This window comes from Meiothermus sp. CFH 77666, assembly GCF_017497985.1.
Taxonomy (GTDB): Bacteria; Deinococcota; Deinococci; order Deinococcales; family Thermaceae; genus Meiothermus.
The window spans coordinates 50875-70953 of sequence record NZ_JAGDFV010000006.1 but is presented as its reverse complement, the minus strand read 5'-3'; the positions used below and the strand labels follow the sequence as shown (position 1 = coordinate 70953).

Sequence of the window (20079 nt, the reverse complement as noted above, 5' to 3'; positions counted from 1 at the left end):
CCAGATGGATACCACGGTCTTGATCCCGGCCTACAACGAGGAAGCCCACATCGCGCTTGTGGTGGCCGTGGCGCAGGAAGCGGGCTTGCCCGTGCTGGTGGTGGACGACGGCTCTACCGACCATACCGCCCAGGCCGCCGAGCGGGCCGGGGCGAGGGTGCTGCGGCTGCCGGAAAACCGCGGCAAGAGCGGCGCCCTGGCCTATGGGCTGGCCCATGTGCAAACGCCCTACCTGCTGATGCTCGATGCCGACCTTGTCGGACTGAAACCCCAGCACCTGTGGGCCATGCTCGAGCCCGTTCGCAGCGGTAAGCTGGACATGGCTATTGGCGTCTTTAAGTCGGGGGGTCTGATGACCGATTTTGGCAACCGGGCCACCCCTTTTTTATCGGGGCAGCGGGCCTGTACCACCGCATGGCTGAAAAGTGTCCCCAACCTGACCGAACGCCGCTGGCCGGAGCCCGCCATTACCGACCACCTGGCCCGCACCCAGGCCCGCTGGGCCTATATCGAGTTGCCCGGTGCCAGCCAGATCATGAAAGAGCAAAAACGCGGCTTCTGGCGGGGTCTGGGAATGCGCCTGCGGATGTACGCCGACCTTTTGCGGTATCGTTTGGGAAAGAGGTTTGGAGCTTGAATCAAGCTGACAAAAGCCCCATAGCCTGATGCGGAGGTAAATATGCGAATCGAAGTAGCGGTAATGATGCAAGTTCACGTGCCCGACAATACCGACCTGGACGACTTGAGCCTCGAGATTGACGAGTCTGGCCTGCGCTTTGTCAGCAACGGCAAAACCGTGGCCGATGCGAGCAGCATTGAGGATTACTACATTGACGACATTGAGTCAGAAGATGACTTTGACGAAGACTGGGACGATGAAGACGACGAAGACGAGGACGATGAAGACGACGAGTAGCCCTCGCTCTCTCCGGTTTTGGTTTCGTTAGTTCATCTGGTCAACACAAAACCAGGGCGCCGTCTCGCACCTTTTCCAGATACAGTGCGCTTCTGACATATCTAGCGCGACCTACCTCAGGATAGCTTTGTCCTGGATGGGGTTGTTTGTCCTACTATTTCTTCTCAAGTAGCCGATACAATACGGTCATGGACGTTTTGAGCCGTGCAGCAGCAGGCGAACGACTTTCAGCCAGCGAAATACGCGAACTCTACGAGCTTCCTTTGCCTGAGGTGGCTGCCGTTGCCCACGAACTTCGGCTCAAACGCGGCAACCCCCAGGTGGTCACCTACCTGATTGACCGCAACATCAACTACACCAACATTTGCAATGTGGCCTGCAATTTTTGCGCTTTTTATCGCACCAAACGGCAGGGCGACGCATATGTGCTCTCTTTCGAGGAGATTGGAAGAAAGATTGAAGAGCTCATGAGTATTGGGGGTCGGCGTATCCTGATGCAAGGGGGGGTGAACCCCGACCTGCCTTTCGAGTGGTATCTCGACCTGCTCCGCTACCTGAAGCAACACTACCCCGAAGTACGCATAGACGCTTTCAGCCCCGAGGAAATCCTGGGGCTGGAAAAGATTACCGGACGCAACTGCCGGGAACTATTGATGGAGCTTAAGGAAGCCGGGCTGGATGGTTTGCCGGGTGCGGGCGGCGAAATTCTGGTGGATGAGGTGCGGGCCAAGGCCGCTCCTGCCCGCATCAAGAGCAGCGACTGGTTTCGCATCCTCGATACGGCCCAGCGCCTCGGCCTGTACACGATTGCGACCATGGTGATCGGGTTTGGCGAGACCTACGAGCAGCGCATTGCACACCTGCTTAAGATACGCGAGCAGCAGGAAAAAGCCCTGCGCGAGTACGGGCATGGCTTTGCGGCTTTTGCTATGTGGACGCTCCAGACCGAGCATACCCGCCTGAAGGGCAAGGCCCCAGGGGCTACCGCTCACGAGTATCTGCAACAGCTCGCGGTGGCCCGAATCGCGCTGGACAACATCCCCAACCTGCAAGCCAGTTGGCCCAGCATGGGCTTCAAGGTGGCCCAGGCGGCGCTCTACTACGGGGCCAACGACTTCGGCTCTACAATGCTGGAAGAGAATGTGGTGAGCGCAGCCGGGGGCCACAACCGCACCCACGCTACCGTCAGGCAGATTGTCCGCCACATTGCCGATGCGGGCTTTACGCCTGCCGAGCGTGACCCTTTCTACAACATCAAGCAGTACCCGGATGTACAGGCTATTTTGAGCGAGAAGCCCCCCGTAGCCCTGCCGTTGGCTTAAGCATCAAAGTGGAAGTTGGCATGTTCTTTCCGCCTGGCCCACGTTTGGTGCGTAACCTGCGTCTGGCCGAGAGGCATTCTCGTTTTCGTGGGCAGCCACGTAAGTGAACAGCGCGATGTCCTGACAAAGTGTGCACGGCTCTTTTGGGAAGTGCAGTCAGTTTCTGAATACCGTGTCCTCGCGGCTGAAACTCCAGTACGCAGCAAATACGGTGAGAAAGGTATAGCCCAGGGTAGTGAGCCAGGTAGTCAAGAGTGCTGGCCAGCCGATGTTGTCTTTTACCAAACCCTCGAGCGCCATCACAACACCCAGACCCGGCAACGCATAATGCCAGGTTTGCGGCTGAATGTATTCGGCAAAGGCATAAGCCAGCATAGGCGCCATAATGAGCAGATCCAGCGGCGCCAGGTATGCGTTGGCCTCGCGGTAGCTTCGAGCGAATATGCCTATGGACAGCACCAGCCCTACTGCCAAAGCTGCGAATAGCGTACCCGTCAAAAATAGCCCCCCAATTGTAGATGCAGATAAGGAAAGTGAGCCCATTGAAACGTTAGGAATGCCATAGCGATTCTCAATAGTTGCAGGCAAACCGCTACTGGAGAGCCAACTTCCAAATGCAGTACCCACAAATACCGAGATAGCCGAGAAAAAAGCTGCCCCCAGGACGGCCAGTCCTTTACCCAGCAACAGCTTCCAGGGTTCAACGGGTGCCGACAGCAGAGCTTCAATGGTGCCCATTTGCTTCTCGCCCACGGTGGCATCCAGCGCGACATGCTGCCCCGCTCCCAGCACAGACAGCATTATGAAAACGGGCAGTACCAGCGCCAGCAAACCCAGGGCCTGCTCTTGCTGGCTTGAGGCTTTTTGGGTTTCCAGCCGGAATGGCTCGAGGTCCATCTGAGCGACTCCCTTGGCCTTGAGCCGTTGCTCGACCTGCCTCTGCCGCATCTGCTGAAGCACTTCTTTTACGCGAAGCGTCGCTACGGACTCCTGTACGCTAATGGGGCTGGCCCTGTCGTAGACGATAAAAGCATCCTTGGTGAACTCCAAACCCACATCGGCCCTGCGCTGTCGAACGGTCTCGCGCGGGTCTGATGCTGGAGTCACCCGCAGACCTTTTTGCTCGAGTTCGCGCAAATATTCCTCTGGAACACCTTTGACGGCCACCAGATGTACCTTATCCGCTGCCTGCTGCTGCAAACGTGCCAGAACCCAGTTGGGGGCGTACATCAGCAAGGGCACAATCAAGAGTGGCAAAAGAAGCAGCATCACCATGCGCTCCTCACGGATGTAGCAGATCAGTTCTTTCCAGGCAATTTTTAGCGCTTTCTTCATAGTTTGGAGCTTTCAGCCAGGCTATTCAGAGTTTTACCAGAACTCTCAAGCATCTTATGTGCGGGTTGACCACGCACTCGAGCGAGGGCCGCTTCGATGAGGGCCCAGGCTTTGATTTGTTCAGTTGCGAAACACCACATCCTCACGCTGGAAGTTGCGGTAGGCCAGGTACAGTGCCATACCGGCAAAAAGCAAAGTAGAGAGCCAGGTTATAACAAGCTGTGTTGCAGTAGCCGAGCCCTTCACCAGTGCGTCCAGGGCCAGCACCACATTGACGAAAGGCAGGGCAAAGTACCAGTCCTGCAGTTTGAGAAAATCGGAAAACTGTAAGAACAGAATGGGAATAATCATCACCAGCATCAGGGGGCTCATGTAACTTTGGGCTTCCTTGAAACTACGGGCATACAGGCCCAGCGAAATCATGATGGCGATGATGAGCAGGGCAAACAAAACCGCCGTGAGCAGCATGGACAGATAGCCCAGCGGGTCGAGGGCCAGGGCACCGCCCAACTGGGCCGCCCTTTCCCCATCCTGCACCGCCCGAAGCTGCGCGGCAAACAGGTTGCGAAATACCGCTCCACCCAGCAAAAGCCCGGTAATGGCGGCAAGGGTGGAGAGGAGCGACATCACAAACACCGCCAGCCCCTTACCCAGGAGAATCTGGATCAGGGGCACTGGGGCCGCCAGGAGGGCCTCGAGGGTGCCCTTTTCCTTTTCGCCTGCCGTGGCATCCACCGCCACCGGCATTCCGCCCATTTGAATGAACACAACCAGGAAATAGGGAATGAGGAATGCGAACAACCCGGCAGCCCGCTCCTGCTCACGCGAGGCGTCTTTGGTCTCGAGCCGGAAGGGCTCGAGTACCTCCGTCCCGATTCCCCTTGCCCGCAGGCGCTCGGCCACAAGCTGGTCTTTGTAGGTCCTGAGCGCGCCCTGGACTTTCTCCACCACCAAAGCACTCTGGGTCGCCCCGCCGGATAGCCTGCCGTAAAGGGTATAGGTGCCATTCTCAAAAACCAGGGCTGCTTCGACCTCCCGGTTCTGTACAGCCTCCTGGGGGTTGGGAATTTCAACAGGCTCCACCCGGGCTTTGCGGAGCTGCTCCAGCACTGCCGCCGGAACCCCCACCACCCCCACTTTCTGTACATTCTCCTGGGTTTGCCGGGCAGCACTCCCAAACAGCAGAATGGGGCCAAACATCAGGAGGGGCATGATCAGAATGGGCAGAACCAGGGTGGTAAAGAGCACCCGGCGCTCACGCACCACGCTCAAGAGTTCTTTTCGGGCAATCATCAGGATTTCGTTCATAATGACTACCAGAGCGCTTTCAAGCGGCCTCTTCCAAACGCCGGATAAAGGCCCGCTCGAGGTTCCCTGAGCCGAGCGCCAAAGCCTCCTGCAAACGGCCCTCGTAGACCAGCAAGCCCTGGTGGATGAACCCCACCCGGTCGCAGACCTCCTCAGCCTCGCTCATCACGTGGGTGGAATAGACCAGGGTTTTGCCCAGGCCCGCGTACTGCTTCACAAAATCCAGCAAGGCCCGACGGGCGAACACGTCCAGCCCTGCTGTGGCTTCATCCAGCAGGAGCACCTGCGGCTGGTGCAGAATGGCCCTGGCAATCACAATCTTCTGCTGCATCCCGGTAGACATGTCCTTCACTTGCTTGTTCAGCACAGCCTGTTCGATGTGCAGCAACTCGGCAGCCCAGCCGATGCGCTCTTTTAGTTTGGCCCCCCACAGGTCGTAAAAACTGCCGAAGAAATCGAGCACCTCGTAGCCGGTCAGCTTGTCGTAGACCTTCATGCCGCCGTTCACAATGCCCAGGTTGCGGCGTACCTCCAGCGATTGCCGCACCACGTCAAAGCCTGCAACCTTGGCGCTGCCCGCCGAGGGCCTGAGCAGGGTGGCCAGCATACGCAGGGTGGTGGTCTTGCCGGCGCCGTTGGGCCCCAGCAGGCCATAGACCTCTCCGGGTTGTACCTCAAAGGAAATACCCCGAACCGCCTGAAACTTGCGGTAAGCCTTTTCAATCTGGACAACCTCTATCATCTGCGATTTACTTTACCCCTGATTTATCAGGAACTGAGGGTCGTCAGGGGCTCCTCTCCTAGCCCGTCCGCTTGAGCTTGCCGGTGCGCTTGGCCCATTGTTCCGCAGTGTGAAACACCAGCAGGCCTAGCGGAATCAGCACCACGCCCATCAAGAGCAGGATGCCCAACTCCGGTAATACTGAGGAGAGCGGCGCACCCACCAGTTTGTCCGGGGTGGAGTCGGGGTGGTTGATGCCCATCAGCTTGCGGCAGGCCTCGAGGGCGTAGGTGGCGGGGCTCAGGTAGGCCAGGGGCTGCACCCAGGAGGGCAGCACGCTCACCGGATAATAGATGCCCGAGACCAGCAGCAAGATGCCCTGGAAGATGTTGGTCGCCTGGGCGCCATTCTCCGGCGACATCACCGGCAGAATGGCGGCCATCAGGCCCAGGCCCATGAAGGCCAGGCTGGCCACCAGCAAGACCACCAGCACGCCCAGCAGGTTGGCTCCGGTCACCGAGACCTGGATAAACAGCACCAGCCCCACCAGGATCACGATGGTGCGAATCACACTGAAAATAATGGCAAAGAGCGAGACCCCCGTCAGGTGGATGAGCCTCGAGACCGGGGCCATAAACGTGTACTCGAGCGTCCCTTCCCAGCGTTCGTAGCTGATGGAGTTGGCAATCTCGTTGTACATGGCCGACAAAAACGACCACAACAGCACCCCCAACAAGAGCGTCAGGGTCAGGCGAAAGTCGTCCTGGGCCTTGCCGATCAGGGCAATGGTGGCCGAGTTGACGATGGCATAGAACACAAACACCGCCACCCAGCTCATGTAGCGCCGGGTCAGGTGCCAGTCGCGGAAGACAAAAGCCCACATGGGGCGCAGGTATCGTTCAAGCATGGTGGTTCCCTTCGATGGTGCGAATAGCCACTAGCGGATAGCTCATAGCTAAACACTTTTTTTGCTATCGGCTATAGACTATCGGCTTCCTCAGCCAGTTCCTCGCCGGTCAGTGCGATAAAGGCTTCTTCCAGGTCGGGTGTACCCGCCTGGCGCTTGAGCTCTTCAGCGGTTCCCTCGGCGACCAGCCGCCCATGGGCCAGGAAGCCTATGCGGTGGGCAAGCCGCTCGGCCTCGGCCATGTCGTGGGTGGTGAGCAGGATGGTGGTGCCTTCGCGGGCGCGGAGGTCTTCCAGAAAAGCCTGTACGTCGCGGCGGCTCTTGGGGTCGAGGCCGGTGGTGGGTTCGTCTAGCAGCAAGAGCGGCGGATTGATGAGGAGGGCGCGGGCAATGGAAATCTTCTGCTGCATTCCCCGGCTCATCTCCTCGATGGGGTCGCTGAAGCGGCGGGACTCGAGGCCCAGCTGCTCCAGAATCTGCATGGCCCTTTTTTCGGCCTGGCGGGGCTCGAGGCCGTAGAGCTGTGCGGCATAGAGCAGGTTCTCGCGGGGCGAGAGCTTCTTGTAAAAGGCCGCATCCACACTCACCCGGCCCATCTTGCGGCGCAGCCTGGCCTCATCTTCGGGTAGGCGGTAGCCCAGCATCCGCACCGTGCCGCCATCGGCAGTCAGCAGGGTGGAAAGAATGCGAATCAGGGTGGATTTACCCGAGCCGTTAGGCCCCAAAAGGCCATAGGTCTCACCTTCTCGAACCTGAAAAGAAACCCCCTTAAGGGCCCACTCCTCCTTGAGGGGTGCGCGCAGTCCGTCCCGTTTGCGAAAGACCTTTTTGAGCTCGGAGACCTCGATGGCGAGTTGGGTTTGGGTGGGTTTTAGGGTCAGCATAGATGATCCTGTATGAGCGGGTTATTGGGGCTAGGGGTTGTAAAAGTGCTCGTCTGGGCTTGGAAGTCTGGCATGGCCCCTCCAAAGAAACCGGCGGCCCGAAGGCCGCCGAGAAAACGCAAGTAGCGCTCTGAATGCGGGTCGGGTTGGGGTCGGCGCCTCAGGCGCGGAACCGGGTCATGAGAACAATAGGGTCAATCATGGCTCACCTACCAACGCCAAGTGTACGCGCAAGCCGTGCGAGTTGGCAAGGGCTTGTAGCGCAGACTTTCAGACGATATTTTTCTCCGCCAGCTTTCGGGTCTGGGAAAAACGCTCGTAGCGGAGTGGGTTGATGTCCAGACTATACGCCTCTCCATCGGCAATTTCCTCGGCCATCAGTCGGCCTACCATGGCAGCCTGCTGCACGCCGTGACCGGAGAAGCCGCAGGCATTGAACCAGCCCTCGACCCCTGGCATCCGGCCCAGAATGGGGTTGTGGTCGGGGGTGACCTCGTAATAGCCCCACCAACTCGCCTTCTGGTCGAGCTGAAATAGCTCGAGCCAGGGAAAGCGGGCCAGACCGACTTCCAGGGTGGGCTCGAGCCAGCTCCAGTCCATGCCCTCGCGGAACCCCACGTCCAGAGGATTGCTGCGCCCCAAAATCAGCCGGTCATGCTCGGGGCGAAACCAGAAACCGCTCGAGAGGTCTATGGTCAGGGGATGCCAGGAGGGGTATGGAATGGGCGCTGTACAGAAAACCATGCGCCGCGCCGGTTCCACGGGAATTGATAACCCCGCTCGCCGCCCCACCTCACCCGCCCAGGCCCCCGCCGCATTGAGCACAAACGGGGTCTGGAAGGAACCCCTGGAGGTACTGACCCTCCACTCACCGCCCACCTGCTCTGCCGTCAGGAACTCGGTTTCGGTAAGTACCTCTGCGCCGAGCGCTCGAGCGCGACGCAGGTACTCCAGACAGATGCCGTGCGGGTCCACGATGCCGTCGGCAGGGCCAAAGGTGGCTCCCAGGATGGGCTCCAGGCCCTCCGCCATGGGCAGGAAGTCGAACCACTCCTGAGCGGCTTCCAGGTCGCGCACCTCTATGGGCACGCCCAGGCTTTGCTGAAGCTCTACCCCCTTCAGGTGGGATGTCCACTGGCTATCCGGCACCAGGAATAGATAGCCGATGGGCCGGTAGGCTGCCTCGGGCATGGCCCGGTACTCCTGAATGGAGTGCCAGGAGAGCAGGATGTTGGTAGCCTCGGTAAACTGTACCCGCACCCCGGCAGCGCTCTTGCCGGTAGAGCCCATTGCCGGAGCGGCTGCTTGCTCGAGCACCCCCACCTTCAAACCGCGCTCGGCCAGACGGTAAGCGCAGGCCGCCCCAATAATGCCCGCCCCCACCACCAACACGTCGTAGCGAATCATCGCGCCTACTGTAGCGCACCGAGCGGCTTTGTGCCAAAAAGGAAAGAGAACCGGCATGGCGCAAGCTAAGCGCTTGCCAGGGGACGGTGCAGGTCAAGAGACAGCGAAGCCAAGCGGGTAATGCTCTGGTCGAGTTCATCTAGCACAATCAGCAGATCGAGGTGTGCGAGGGTCGTCGCCCGGCTTTCGATGCGCCCTTTCTCCAGGCGGCGCAGATGGGAGCGGCGCAACTCGAGCAAAAGGCTTTCCAGATGCATGCGCTCGGCAATGACCTGCGCTGCCAGGGCCTCGTTGCGGGTGGCCAGGGCTGCCAGGGAGAGGCGCAGCCGCTCCAGCACTTTCCCGGCGGCGTCGGCTAGCTCGGTGCGGCCTTCCTCGGAGAACTCGAGGTTCTGGGCGTAGAGCTTGTCCTGCTTGCGTAGCATCCGCCGTACCTGATCGCCCATGTGCTCAATCTCGCTGGCCGCCATCATGAGCATCAGGGGCGAGTCGCCGGGGTGTCGGGCCGAAAGGTCGCTCAGGTAGAGCACAATCGCACGGGCCAACTGGTCTACCTTTTCCTCGCGCCGGGCCACGTCGGCGGCATCGCCGTTGCCACGGGCCAGGATTTTTACCGTCTCGGTGAGCATCTCCGAGAGCTGGTCGCCAATGCGGCCCACCTCGCGCAAAGCCAGGCTGGAGGCCAGCTCGCGCGATTTCAGGGCTTCCTCGGAGATGTACTTGGGGCTGATATGGTACTCCGTATCGGGGATCACCCGGCGCATGAAACGCTCGAGGGGGCGCACCAACGGCAAGACCAGGAGTGAAGCCAGCACGTGATAAAGCAGATGCCCTTGAGCTACTGCCGCTGATGGGCCGAGTCCAACCTGCTGGGCCAGCTCGCTGCTGAAGCGGGCAAAGGCCGGTAGAAACAGCACAAAAGGAATGGAAAGCAGGATTTTCCAGCCCAGGTGGGCGGTGGCAATCCGGCGGGCAGTGGGAGTGCTATTCCAGGTTGTCAGGAGCAGAATCATCCCCGACCCGGCCCCACCCCCCAGGGTCAGCAGCAGGGCTGCTGAGAGGCTCAGGGCACTCGAGGCCGCCAGAGCCAGGGCCAGGGCCGCTACCGCGTTGGCCGAACCCAGCAGCGAGGCCAGGGCAAAACCCAGTAACCACAAGCCAAGCGGCGAAGACTCCAGATTTTCACGAATCAAGCCAAAAAGTTCGGACTCGGTGAGAGGCAAAAGCCCCTGTACCATCAAGGAAATACCCAAGAGCAGCATCCCCAGCCCTAAAACCGCTTCGCCCCAGACCTGGGTTCGCTTGTACAGCGAGACCAGAAAACCCACCCCCACAATGGGCAGGGCCATCGCGCTGATGGGGGTCGCGGCCAAAAGCAGGGCCACCGTAGCCCCCCCTTTGGCCGCCAGACCCAGCACCAACGCCGAGCCAAAGCTGGCGATGCCCGACTCGGCCAGCCCAATGGCAGTCAGACTCAGGGCCGTGCTGTTAAGGGTCAGGGCACCCACCAGGGTTCCGGCCAGCCAGGCCCGCCTCGAGCGTGCCGTAGCCCAGGTCAAGACCCGCCGGGCGGGCCCACCCACCACCACTGCCAGGGCCTGGGAAAGGAACGACAGGCCCTTCACCAGCAACGCCAGACCACCCAGGGCTTCTAACACTTGATGTTCCCCTGACCATTCAATCTGCTGGAAGTATAGGCCCAATAACCCCTAAAGTCCAGCAATTTCGACCCCTGGGTGGCTCAAAATTGTACGGCTTGGTCAGGCCGACTATCAGTTCGGTAGCCCCCTCTTATTCGCCGAAAAGCTAATTTCTTGACTCCGTTTTTCGATCCCGCAATCACCCATCCATTAGCGGTTGAACCAGTGTTGGCGACTTTTTGGCTTTGGGCTTTCAACTCATGGCAAGCTGCCAGCAACAACCCGGTACCCAGTGCATCTAGCAGCCCCAATCTGTCGTGTGGGGCACTTGAATCTTGACATTTTTCTGACAAGCCGTATGATTCAGCCGAGGAGGCTCAAATATGGCTATTTGGAAGCGGAATGTCCGCTGGTGGGTTCTTGCGGCTCTTCTCCTGACGATGAGCACGGGCCTGGCCCAGCAGCGCGTGGTTAACGTAATCTGTAGCGTCACCCAGAACTGGTGCGAGGCCCTGGGCCCGGCCTTCAAGCAGGCCACCGGAATTGACGTGCGTATCGTCAGCGTCTCCACTAACGAGGCCCTGGCCCGCCTGCGGGCCGAGCAGGCCAACCCCACCTTCGATGTATGGTTCGGCGGCACCGGCGACCCTCACTACGAAGCCTTCAAGGATGCCATAACCGAGTGGTACCGCGTTAAGGCCTACAACGACCTCTCACCCACCATGAAGGCGGCCATCGGCACCACCTACATCCCGCTCTACCAGGGGATTCTGGGCTTTGGTATCAACCCCAAAGTGCTACAGGACCGGGGCGCGCCCATCCCCCGCTGCTGGAGAGACCTGGCCAACCCAGCCTATCGTGGGCTGATCCAGGTTTCCAACCCCAACACCTCGGGTACGGCCTATACCCTGATCGCCACCCTGGTGCAGATCTTTGGCGAGGATGAGGCTTTCAATCTGATGAAAAGCTACCACCGCAATGTAGCTGAGTACACCCGTTCGGGGGTGGCCCCCCGCATTGCGCTGGGACGCGGCGAAATTGGAATCGGGATTCAGTTCATGCACGACCTGGTGGAGTTCAAGAAGCAGGGCTTCCCCATCGAGATTGTGGCCCCTTGCGAGGGCACCGGCTACGAGATTGGCGGCCTGAGCCTGGTACGCGGGGCCAAGAACAAGGCCAACGGCCAGGCTTTTATGGACTGGGCCGTCTCGCCTGCGGGCCAGCAAGTAGGCTTCCGGGCGGGCATTTTCTCGTTGCCCTCCAACACCAAGACCCCCCTCATTGAGGGCATCCCCGACCCCAAGGACTTCAAGCTGATCAACTACGATGCCAAGAAATTCGGCGACCCCGACCTGCGTACCCGGCTGATTACCAAGTGGACCCGGGAGGTCTTCCCGCTGCCTCGGCGCTGAGCTACTTGATGGTCAGGGGTATGCGTCAGACGACATAACCCTTTGATGGAAGCACGTTAGCCAATCCCCAATGGGGTACGGCGGTCAAAAGGCAAAAGATGCAGAACTCGAGCCGATTCCAAGGGTAGGCTCGAGTTCTTGATGAGGGGAGCTCGCATGGCGGTAATTGGAAGAACGAGCCTCAAGGGCATTGCCAGTGGACGTTCACCGGCCTGGATGGCCGGCCTGGTGGCCCTGATTAGCTTGCTGGTGCTGCCCTGGGGGCGCACCGACCGCAGCTTGCTCGAGTTCGATAGCAAGCTGCAGGTGCTGAACCAAGCGCCCTGGCTGGGTGGGCTGCTGCTGGCGGTGGTGGTGGTACTGACCCTTTCGAGCCTGCTACATCTGCCCCTGGTGCAGCGCGGTTATGCCCTGGTGGGGCTGGGGAGCGCAGGGTTCCTGGCTGGGGTGGGCTGGCTGGTCACCACCTCGGTGCCATTTGGGGTGGGCGCACTTCTTGTGTTGACTGCCCTGCTGGTGATGGTCGGCATTGGGTTGAGCGAGTCGGGCATCATTCAAAATGACCCCTTTGTGACCAGCAGTATCCTGCTCACAAGCCTCTTCGTGCTTCTGTTCATTGTCTACCCGCTCTTTACCGTGTTGCGCGAATCGGTGCTGGTCAAAGGGGTCTTCACCCTGAACAAGATTCAGAGTGTCCTGACCTCGCCCCTCTTCATCAGCATCGAAAACCCCTACACCGACCACTCCGAACAGATGCTGGTAAACCTGACCACCCTGGCAATAGGCCTCCTGGGCGCCGGGCTGGCGGCTCGTGGAGGCTTTGGCTGGCCTCGAGTCCTGATCGGACTGGGAGTGGGCTTAGTGCTGGGCTGGATTGTGGGGGCGGGGATTTTTGGCGGCGGGGCCTTCCCCACCAGCCTTTACCTGGCCTTGATCGTGGCCCCCATCACCACGGCCCTGGGGCTGGTGTTTGCGCTCCTGGAGCAGCGCTCGAGGGCGGCCTGGGTACGCCGTAGTCTGGCGGTGGTAAGCCTGCTGCCCCTGATCACACCCCCATTCGTGTTTGCCTTCGCGCTCACCTACTGGCTGGGACGCAGTGGCATCATCACCAGCGACCTGCTGAGCCTCAAAACCAGCTTTCTGTTTGGCATCAACGGGGTGGCCATTGCCCAGGTCTTTGCTTTCACGCCGGTGGCTTTTTTGATTCTGCGTGGTTCGGTGCAGGGGCTTAATGCGGCCCTCGAGGAGGCCTCTGCTACCCTGCGGGCCCACCCTTGGCACACCTTCCGCGACATCACCTGGCCCCTGCTGCGCCCCGGGCTGGCAGCGGCTTTTTTGCTCACTATCATCGAGTCGCTGGCCGACTTCGGAAACCCCATGCTGCTGGGCGGTGACCGCAACTTTCTGGCTACCGAGGTCTTCCTGGCCCTGACCGGGCGCTACGACCCCAATGAGGCTGCCGTCTATGGCGCGGTGCTGCTCTGTCTGGTGCTGTCTATCTTTGGCTTGCAGCGGCTCTGGCTGGGCAACACCTCGTTCGTCACGGTCACGGGCAAGCCGGGGGCGGGCAACTTCTCGCCCTTGCCGGTCTGGCTCGAGCGCACCCTGCAAACCATCCTGGCCCTGTGGGGGCTGGCGGTGGTGCTGCTGTACTTCTCGATTTTCTTTGGCTCTTTTGTGCAGATCTGGGGCATCAACAACAGCTTTACCTTCAAGCACTACCTAGACCTGACCAACCTGGGCCTGCCGGTGCTGCTCAAGACTGCCCAACTGGCCTTTATCAGCGCCATCATCGCTACCCTGGTGGGTTTCTTGATTGCCTACCTGGTCTCGAGGCAGCAGTTCTGGGGACGGGGGCTGTTGGAGGTCGGTTCGATGCTCTCCTTTGCCACCCCCGGCACCGTGATGGGGGTGGCCTACATTCTGGCCTTCAACACCGGCCCCTGGCTCCTGACCGGCACTGGCATTATCATTGTGCTGGCGCTGGTCTTTCGCAACATGCCGGCGGCGGTGCGGGGGGTTATTTCGGGTCTTTCGCAGATTGACAAGAGCCTCGAGGAAGCCTCCACCCTGCTACGGGCCCCCTCCAGCACCACCCTGCGCCGGGTGTTGATCCCCCTGCTCATACCGCAGCTTTTGGCCGGGATGGTCTTTGCGTTTGTGCGTGGCATGACCGCCATCAGCCAGATTATTTTCCTGATCAGCCCCGGCAATACCCTCGCTACCGTGCTGATGCTGCGCTGGATTGAGCAAGGCGACCTGGGGCGGGGTGCGGCCATGGCTACGGTGATGATTCTGGGGCTGCTCACGGTGATTTTGATTCTGTTTGCCGTCTCGCGGCGGCTGGGGCGCGGCACCTCGCTGGAAGCCGCAGTGTGAGGTAACCATGCAACAAGCGGTATCGGCAAAGCAAACCGGAAGGCCACAGGCGGTATCGGTCAAGCTCGAGGGCATCGTCAAGAAATTTGGCAAGGTCACGGCGGTCGAAAAGGTGGATCTGGAGCTACCCGCGGGGAAGCTCATTACCCTGCTGGGCCCTTCGGGCTGCGGCAAAACCACCATTCTGCGGATGGTAGCCGGCCTCGAGCGCCCCACCGAAGGGCGGATTCTCTTTGGTGGGGAAGACGTGACCCGGCTACCGGCGTACCTGCGCGACATCACCATGATGTTCCAGAGCTACGCCCTGTTCCCCCACATGAACGTGTATCACAACATCGCCTATGGCCTCGAGGTGACCCGAAGGCCCAAGCAGGAAATTCGTGAACGGGTAGCCGAGGTGATGCATCAGGTGGGCCTGAGTGGCCTCGAGGAACGCCCGGTGGCCGCCCTCTCGGGAGGGCAGCAGCAGCGCGTGGCCCTGGCCCGCTCGCTGGTGATGCAGCCGCGAGTGCTGCTCTTCGACGAACCGCTCTCCAACCTCGATGCCAAGCTACGCAAACGGGTGCGCGAGGAAATCCGCGACCTGCAACAAGAGCTGGGCATCACCTCGCTCTACGTGACCCACGACCAGGAAGAGGCCATGGCCATCTCCGACCTGGTGGTACTGATGAACAAGGGCGTCATTGAGCAGCAGGGCGACCCCCGCACCCTCTATACCCGGCCCATTAGCCGCTTTGCCGCCGACTTCATCGGGCGGGCTAACTTCTTCGAGGGGCAGTACCACGGGGGCTATGTGGAGGTGGCCGGCTACCGCCAACCCTACCAGCAACAGGGCATCTCGGGCAAAGTGACCGTCATGGTACGCCCCGAGGCCCTGCGGGTATACCCCAGTGGCGACGGCCTAGACGGCACCATGCACCTGGTCTCCTTTCTGGGTTCCTCCACCGAATTTAGCGTGGATACCCCGGTGGGGCGGCTCGAGGGGGTAGTGGCCGGCGACGCCCCAGAGCTCCCCGGTCGCGGCGAGAGGGTCAAGGTTCAGTTCGCGCCACAGGGAATGTTCTTGCTGCCTGCCTGAAGACATACTCAGAACGGTGACGCGAACGGCACAAAAACCCAGTCAAAAGGGTCATTCCGAGCGCAGCGAGGAATCCGATGCGCTATCATCCCCAGGCATTCACTAGCCTTACACGGTATCAGATTCCTCGTCGGCTAACGCCTCCTCAGAATGACACGGGTATTCGTTGTTGGATTCAATGATTCTTGTGCTGTTGAAGCTGCCGTTCTCATTAGTCCTAATGACGCCCACACATCTCCAGGGTTCACGTCTGTGGTTGCCCCTGGCCTCCGCCCTACAGCCTGGGAAGGGTTGGGGAGGGTATTGAGCAAGCCCGAGATGATGTCCTGTACAGAGGTGCTGCTCAGCGACTCCCGCGCCCCTGGCCTTTGACCTGCGACTTGAGACCTGCGACGGGCGATTGGCCTGTGGAGCAGACGCTTGTGCTCGAGGGTTTCGGGTGCCGGCGAGCCCAACCTTAAGCAACGCTCAACCCCAATCCCAAGATTTCTTTAGATTACCCTCAATCAGGGCCACAGGCCGCCGCCTAGCCTGTAGCCATGATGCTCCGCTTTCTACTCGCCCTGTTATGGCTCATCCCGCTGGCGCCTGTTTCCCTGGCCCAATCGCGCACGGTGGAAGTTATTGTGGAGCTCGAGGGCCCACAGCTACCCCCTGGGCAGGCCCGGGCCGAACTGATGCGATTGCTCAAAGCCCACCTCGGCCAGATGCAGGGACGCCTCAAAATCAAGGCTGCCGGAGGGTTCTGGGCCAGCCAGAGCTTTTTGGTGCGTGTGCCCGAGTCGCAGGTAGAGCGCCTGATGCAGGTGCCGGGGGTGCGGCGGGTCTATGCGAATCGGGCGGTTCGGATGACCCAGCCGGTTGCCTCGGCCCTTTCGGTTCCGGTGAACAGCGGCAGCAACTGGGCTTTGCAGCATATCGGGGCTCCCGGCCTGTGGGCCAGTGGCCTGCGCGGTCAGGGGATTCGCATTGGGCATCTGGATACCGGCGTAGATGCCTCTCACCCCGACCTGCGCGGCAAAATTGCAGCCTTTGCGGTAATCAACCCCGACGGCACGCCCCGCCTCAGCGAGCCTTATGACTCCTCACTGCACGGAACCCATACCGCCGGGCTCCTGGTAGGCAACAATGTCGGGGTAGCCCCCGAGGCCCGCCTGGTATCGGCGCTGGTGCTGCCCGATGGCTATGGCACCCTTGCGCAGGTGTTAGGCGGGCTGGACTGGGTGCTCGAGCAAAACGTGCAGGTGGTCTCGATGTCGCTGGGGATGGAAGGCACCTGGACAGAGTTTGCTGCCGCCATCGAACGCATGAAACAGATGGGGGTGCTGCCGGTTTTTGCCATTGGCAACTCGGGTAGCGGCACTGCCTCACCAGGCAATATGCCTGATGTGCTCGGCATTGGGGCAACCAATGCCTCTAACCAGGTCGCGGGTTTCAGCAGCCGGGGCGAGGTGCGCTGGGGTGCACCTTACAACGTGGTGCTGAGCAAGCCAGACCTGGTAGCCCCAGGAGTGGATGTACTCTCGACCATTCCCGGTGGGCGCTATATGGCGATGAGCGGCACTTCGGTAAGTACCGCCATTGCCGCCGGTAGTGCGGCGCTGCTCATGTCGGGAGGCTTTAAGGCCGAGCAGGTGCGGCAGGCGCTTTTTAGCTCGGCGCAAAGCCTTCAGGTGGCTGGCAGTGGCCGGGGGCTCATTCGCCTGGGAGAAGCCCTGGCCGTACTGCGCCCCAAACAACCCGACAACGCGCAAGGCACTCAACCCAGCCCACCTCCCACCCCACCAGCCCCACAACCCCCCCAGACCAGCCCACCCCAGCCTGGGCAGCCCTCTGGCAACAACCCACTGCCAGGGGAAAAAACCGCCCTTCTGATCATCGAGACCACCGGCGCAGATGGGGCCAAGCGGGCCCTGGATGGCCTGGGCTTTCGCACCGAGGTGATGCAGATCAAACCCGAACAGCGTCCTGGAGCCGACAAGGTAGACGATTTCGCACTGGTTGTCTGGGTTTTGCCCGCTAACTGGAGCGACAACTGGCCCGAGCCCCACCGCAAAATGCTTCGGGCGTATGTAGAGCAGGGTGGGCGGCTGATGCTCATTAGCAACAACCAGGGCCAGCGCCCGGTAGCCGAGTCCAGTGCTTATGGCAAGGGCAAGGCCACCTTTGTAAGTGGTGACCTGGGCAGCCTGAGCGTGGAGCGACAGGCGCAGGTTTTCCAGGGAGTCATCCACCAGTTGATGCGCTAGATTACCTCACAGTGAGCTTGTCAAAGGGCGGTGCTTGTACCATCATTGCCTGAAAGCTTTGCAAAATAGGGCTGCTAAGCAGAGGAGGTTGGTTAGGGGGCAGGTGGTAGAAACCCACTACCTGCCTCCTACCACCCACTTTCACCTTGTGTATCGTTGAAAGTGGGTTGGACGCCTAAAGTTGGTATTGGAGGCGTGAGGGTGGAACTGCTCCGAAATACCCAGGGCCAAGGTCGAACGGGCCTGGCCTTTGGGAGTTTTCTCTGGCCTGAAGAGGTTCGTCCCTGACCCTGGAGATTCCTGATGGACGTACAGCCCTGCTTGAAGGTACAGAGTAGGCTAGCCTCCCAGAATTTCCTGCTCTTTCTTGTGCAGGACTTCGTCTATCTTGTGCACGAACTCGTCGGTAATCTTCTGGATTTCGGCCTCGGCGCGTTTGATGGCGTCCTCGGAGAGGTGCTTTTCCTTCTCCATCTTTTTGGCTTTGTCGAGGGCCTCGCGCCGGGCGTTCCGAACGGCAATTTTGGCTTCCTCGGCGTAATGCTTAACCGACTTGACCAGATCCTTGCGGCGCTCCTCGGTGAGGGGCGGGATGTTGATGTAGAGGGCATCGCCCTTGTTGGTCGGGTTGAGGCCCAGATCGGAGTCGCGGATGGCCTTCTCGATTTCCTTCAGCATACCCGGATCCCACGACTGCACCACCAGGGTTCGGGGGTCGGGTGAAGAGACGGTGCCCACCTGGTTTAGGGGCATGGCAGAGCCGTAGTATTCGACTTTGATGTTGCTTAGAATGGCGGGATTGGCCCTGCCGGTGCGCAAGGTGGCGAGGTGGTGCTCGAGGGCTTCCAACGATTTTTGCATGTGACTCTTGGCTTCGGTGTAGAGGTCTTTGAGCATGATTGCCTCCTTAATCCTGGATAGCTTACCTCTAAATCGCTCAAAGGTTGCAGGGCAACGGGCCTGTTGGCTTTGAACTTGACCTTCATGTAGCCCTAGCTATGCACCAGGGTGCCCACCCGCTCCCCTTTGATAATTTTTTCCAGATTGCCCTCTCTGAACATATCGAACACCACGATGGGCATATTTTGCTCCTGGCACAGGGCCATGGCGGTGGCATCCATCACCTGTAAGCCTTCTACCAGGGCCTGGTGGTAGGTCAGGTCGTCGTACTTGATTGCAGCGGGGTTTTTGCGAGGGTCGTCGCTGTACACCCCGTCTACCTTGTTTTTGGCCATCAAAACTGCATCCACGTTCATTTCCAGGCCGCGCAGCGCCGCAGCGGTGTCGGTGGTCACGTAAGGGTTGCCGGTGCCGCCGCCAAATATCACCACCCGGCCTTTTTCCAGGTGCCGGATGGCCCGGCGGCGAATGTAGGGCTCAGCAACCTGCTGGATGGTCAGGGCCGTCTGGACGCGGGTGGGTACGCCGATGAACTCGAGAGCATCCTGCAGGGCCAGGGCATTCATAATAGTGGCCAGCATACCGATGTAGTCCGCACTAGCCCGATCCATGCCCACGCCCTGGCGGGCCCCCCGCCAGAAGTTGCCGCCGCCCACCACAATGGCCACCTGGACACCGAGCTGATGGGCCTTGGCAACCTCCTGGGCCAGGGCCTTGGTAGCCTCGGGCTGGATCCCGAAGCCATTACCGCTCATGAATTCGCCTGAAAGTTTCAGCAGCACGCGTTTATATTTCATATCGCCCCCACGATTTTGAATGCAGGCCACCCTCTTCCTGATGGGTATCGAGCGGCTGGTTCACTTGCTGGAGCCTCTGGCTAAGGCAGAAGAAAAGGGTCGAAAGCCTTGCGACTCTCGACCCCCGGCAAACATGGCCTATGCCCCCACTTCAAAACGGCTAAAGCGTTTGACCTGAATGTTCTCGCCAATCTTGGCGATGGCGGCCTGGATAAGGTCGCGCACCTTGATCTTTTCATCCTTGACGAAGGGCTGCTCCAGCAGCACCATCTCTTCGTAGAACTTTTTCATGCGGCCTTCGGCGGCTTTCTCGGCGATGTTTTGCGGCTTTCCTTCGTTGAGGAGCTGCTGGATGTAGATGGCTTTTTCCTTCTCGAGGTCTTCTTGCGAGACCTCCTCGATGCTCACGTAGCGGGGGTTGGCCATGGCGATGTGCATGGCAATATCCTTGGCCAGACGCTGGAACTCCTCGTTGCGGGCCACAAAGTCGGTCTCGGAGTTGAGTTCGACCATCACCCCCACCCGCTGGTTGTGGTGGATGTAAGCACCAATAATGCCCTCGCGGGCTTCGCGGTCGGCCTTCTTGGCGGCCTTGAGGGCGCCCCGCTCGCGCAGCAGGGTGGTGGCCTTTTCCATATCCCAGCCTGCGTCTTCCAGGGCCTTCTTGACGTCGGACATGCCAGCGCCGGTCTGTTCACGTAGTTTTTTGATTAGCTCTAGTTGAGACATCGGTTTCACCTCTGGAGGGGATTTAGGGGATGGGGGTTAGGGGTTAGATTCCAAAAATCCCGTTTAGTACTGACCCCTTTTCCCTCACCCCTGGC

17 protein-coding genes are annotated in these 20079 nt (G+C 60.1%); 7 read left to right on the top strand and 10 right to left on the bottom strand.

Going from position 1 to position 20079, the window contains the following annotated elements; all coding sequences use genetic code 11:
- The first annotated feature begins 4 nt into the window (after positions 1-4).
- The 3 genes from J3L12_RS04920 (at position 5) to mqnC (ending at position 2238) form a co-directional block, all read left to right on the top strand.
- Positions 5-637, top strand: a complete 633-nt coding sequence (locus J3L12_RS04920; RefSeq protein WP_208013924.1) for a glycosyltransferase family 2 protein — start codon at positions 5-7, stop codon at positions 635-637.
- Positions 638-679: 42 nt separating this feature from the next.
- Positions 680-916: a hypothetical protein gene (locus J3L12_RS04915; RefSeq protein WP_208013923.1), complete on the top strand. Its 237-nt coding sequence runs from the start codon at positions 680-682 to the stop codon at positions 914-916.
- A gap of 188 nt (positions 917-1104) precedes the next feature.
- Complete coding sequence (gene mqnC, locus J3L12_RS04910; RefSeq protein WP_208013922.1) at positions 1105-2238, top strand: cyclic dehypoxanthinyl futalosine synthase; 1134 nt, start codon at positions 1105-1107, stop codon at positions 2236-2238.
- A gap of 156 nt (positions 2239-2394) precedes the next feature.
- On the opposite strand, the gene J3L12_RS04905 is transcribed toward mqnC, so the two are convergent.
- From J3L12_RS04905 to J3L12_RS04875, 7 genes are all read right to left on the bottom strand, one after another.
- Entirely contained in the window at positions 2395-3573 is a 1179-nt protein-coding gene (locus J3L12_RS04905; RefSeq protein WP_208013921.1) for an ABC transporter permease, read from the bottom strand.
- Positions 3574-3693: 120 nt separating this feature from the next.
- Positions 3694-4881, bottom strand: a complete 1188-nt coding sequence (locus J3L12_RS04900; protein WP_208013920.1) for an ABC transporter permease — start codon at positions 4879-4881, stop codon at positions 3694-3696.
- A gap of 19 nt (positions 4882-4900) precedes the next feature.
- Entirely contained in the window at positions 4901-5623 is a 723-nt protein-coding gene (locus J3L12_RS04895) for an ATP-binding cassette domain-containing protein (RefSeq protein WP_208013919.1), read from the bottom strand.
- Between the two features lie 58 nt (positions 5624-5681).
- Positions 5682-6509 carry an ABC transporter permease gene (locus J3L12_RS04890; RefSeq protein ID WP_208013918.1) on the bottom strand — a complete coding sequence of 276 codons (828 nt, stop codon included), beginning with the start codon at positions 6507-6509 and terminating at the stop codon, positions 5682-5684.
- A 71-nt stretch (positions 6510-6580) separates the two neighbouring features.
- Positions 6581-7393: an ABC transporter ATP-binding protein gene (locus J3L12_RS04885; protein WP_208013917.1), complete on the bottom strand. Its 813-nt coding sequence runs from the start codon at positions 7391-7393 to the stop codon at positions 6581-6583.
- Between the two features lie 270 nt (positions 7394-7663).
- A complete protein-coding gene (locus J3L12_RS04880) occupies positions 7664-8800 on the bottom strand; it encodes an FAD-dependent oxidoreductase (RefSeq protein ID WP_208013916.1) in 1137 nt (378 codons plus the stop codon).
- Between the two features lie 65 nt (positions 8801-8865).
- Positions 8866-10458 carry a Na/Pi symporter gene (locus tag J3L12_RS04875; protein WP_208013915.1) on the bottom strand — a complete coding sequence of 531 codons (1593 nt, stop codon included), beginning with the start codon at positions 10456-10458 and terminating at the stop codon, positions 8866-8868.
- A 365-nt stretch (positions 10459-10823) separates the two neighbouring features.
- Here J3L12_RS04875 and J3L12_RS04870 point away from each other — a divergent pair, with 365 nt between their 5' ends.
- The 4 genes from J3L12_RS04870 (at position 10824) to J3L12_RS04855 (ending at position 17558) form a co-directional block, all read left to right on the top strand.
- Positions 10824-11852, top strand: coding sequence for an ABC transporter substrate-binding protein (locus J3L12_RS04870; protein WP_208013914.1), 1029 nt, complete (start codon positions 10824-10826; stop codon positions 11850-11852).
- Positions 11853-12008: 156 nt separating this feature from the next.
- Complete coding sequence (locus tag J3L12_RS04865) at positions 12009-14231, top strand: iron ABC transporter permease (protein ID WP_208013913.1); 2223 nt, start codon at positions 12009-12011, stop codon at positions 14229-14231.
- Positions 14232-14238: 7 nt separating this feature from the next.
- Entirely contained in the window at positions 14239-15309 is a 1071-nt protein-coding gene (locus J3L12_RS04860; RefSeq protein ID WP_208013912.1) for an ABC transporter ATP-binding protein, read from the top strand.
- A gap of 539 nt (positions 15310-15848) precedes the next feature.
- Positions 15849-17558, top strand: coding sequence for a S8 family serine peptidase (locus J3L12_RS04855; protein ID WP_243454945.1), 1710 nt, complete (start codon positions 15849-15851; stop codon positions 17556-17558).
- A 339-nt stretch (positions 17559-17897) separates the two neighbouring features.
- On the opposite strand, the gene frr is transcribed toward J3L12_RS04855, so the two are convergent.
- The 3 genes from frr to tsf form a co-directional block, all read right to left on the bottom strand.
- Entirely contained in the window at positions 17898-18458 is a 561-nt protein-coding gene (frr, locus tag J3L12_RS04850; protein ID WP_208013979.1) for a ribosome recycling factor, read from the bottom strand.
- Positions 18459-18550: 92 nt separating this feature from the next.
- Complete coding sequence (gene pyrH, locus J3L12_RS04845; RefSeq protein ID WP_208013911.1) at positions 18551-19255, bottom strand: UMP kinase; 705 nt, start codon at positions 19253-19255, stop codon at positions 18551-18553.
- 138 nt (positions 19256-19393) lie between these two features.
- Positions 19394-19984: a translation elongation factor Ts gene (tsf, locus tag J3L12_RS04840; protein WP_208013910.1), complete on the bottom strand. Its 591-nt coding sequence runs from the start codon at positions 19982-19984 to the stop codon at positions 19394-19396.
- Positions 19985-20079: the final 95 nt, after the last annotated feature.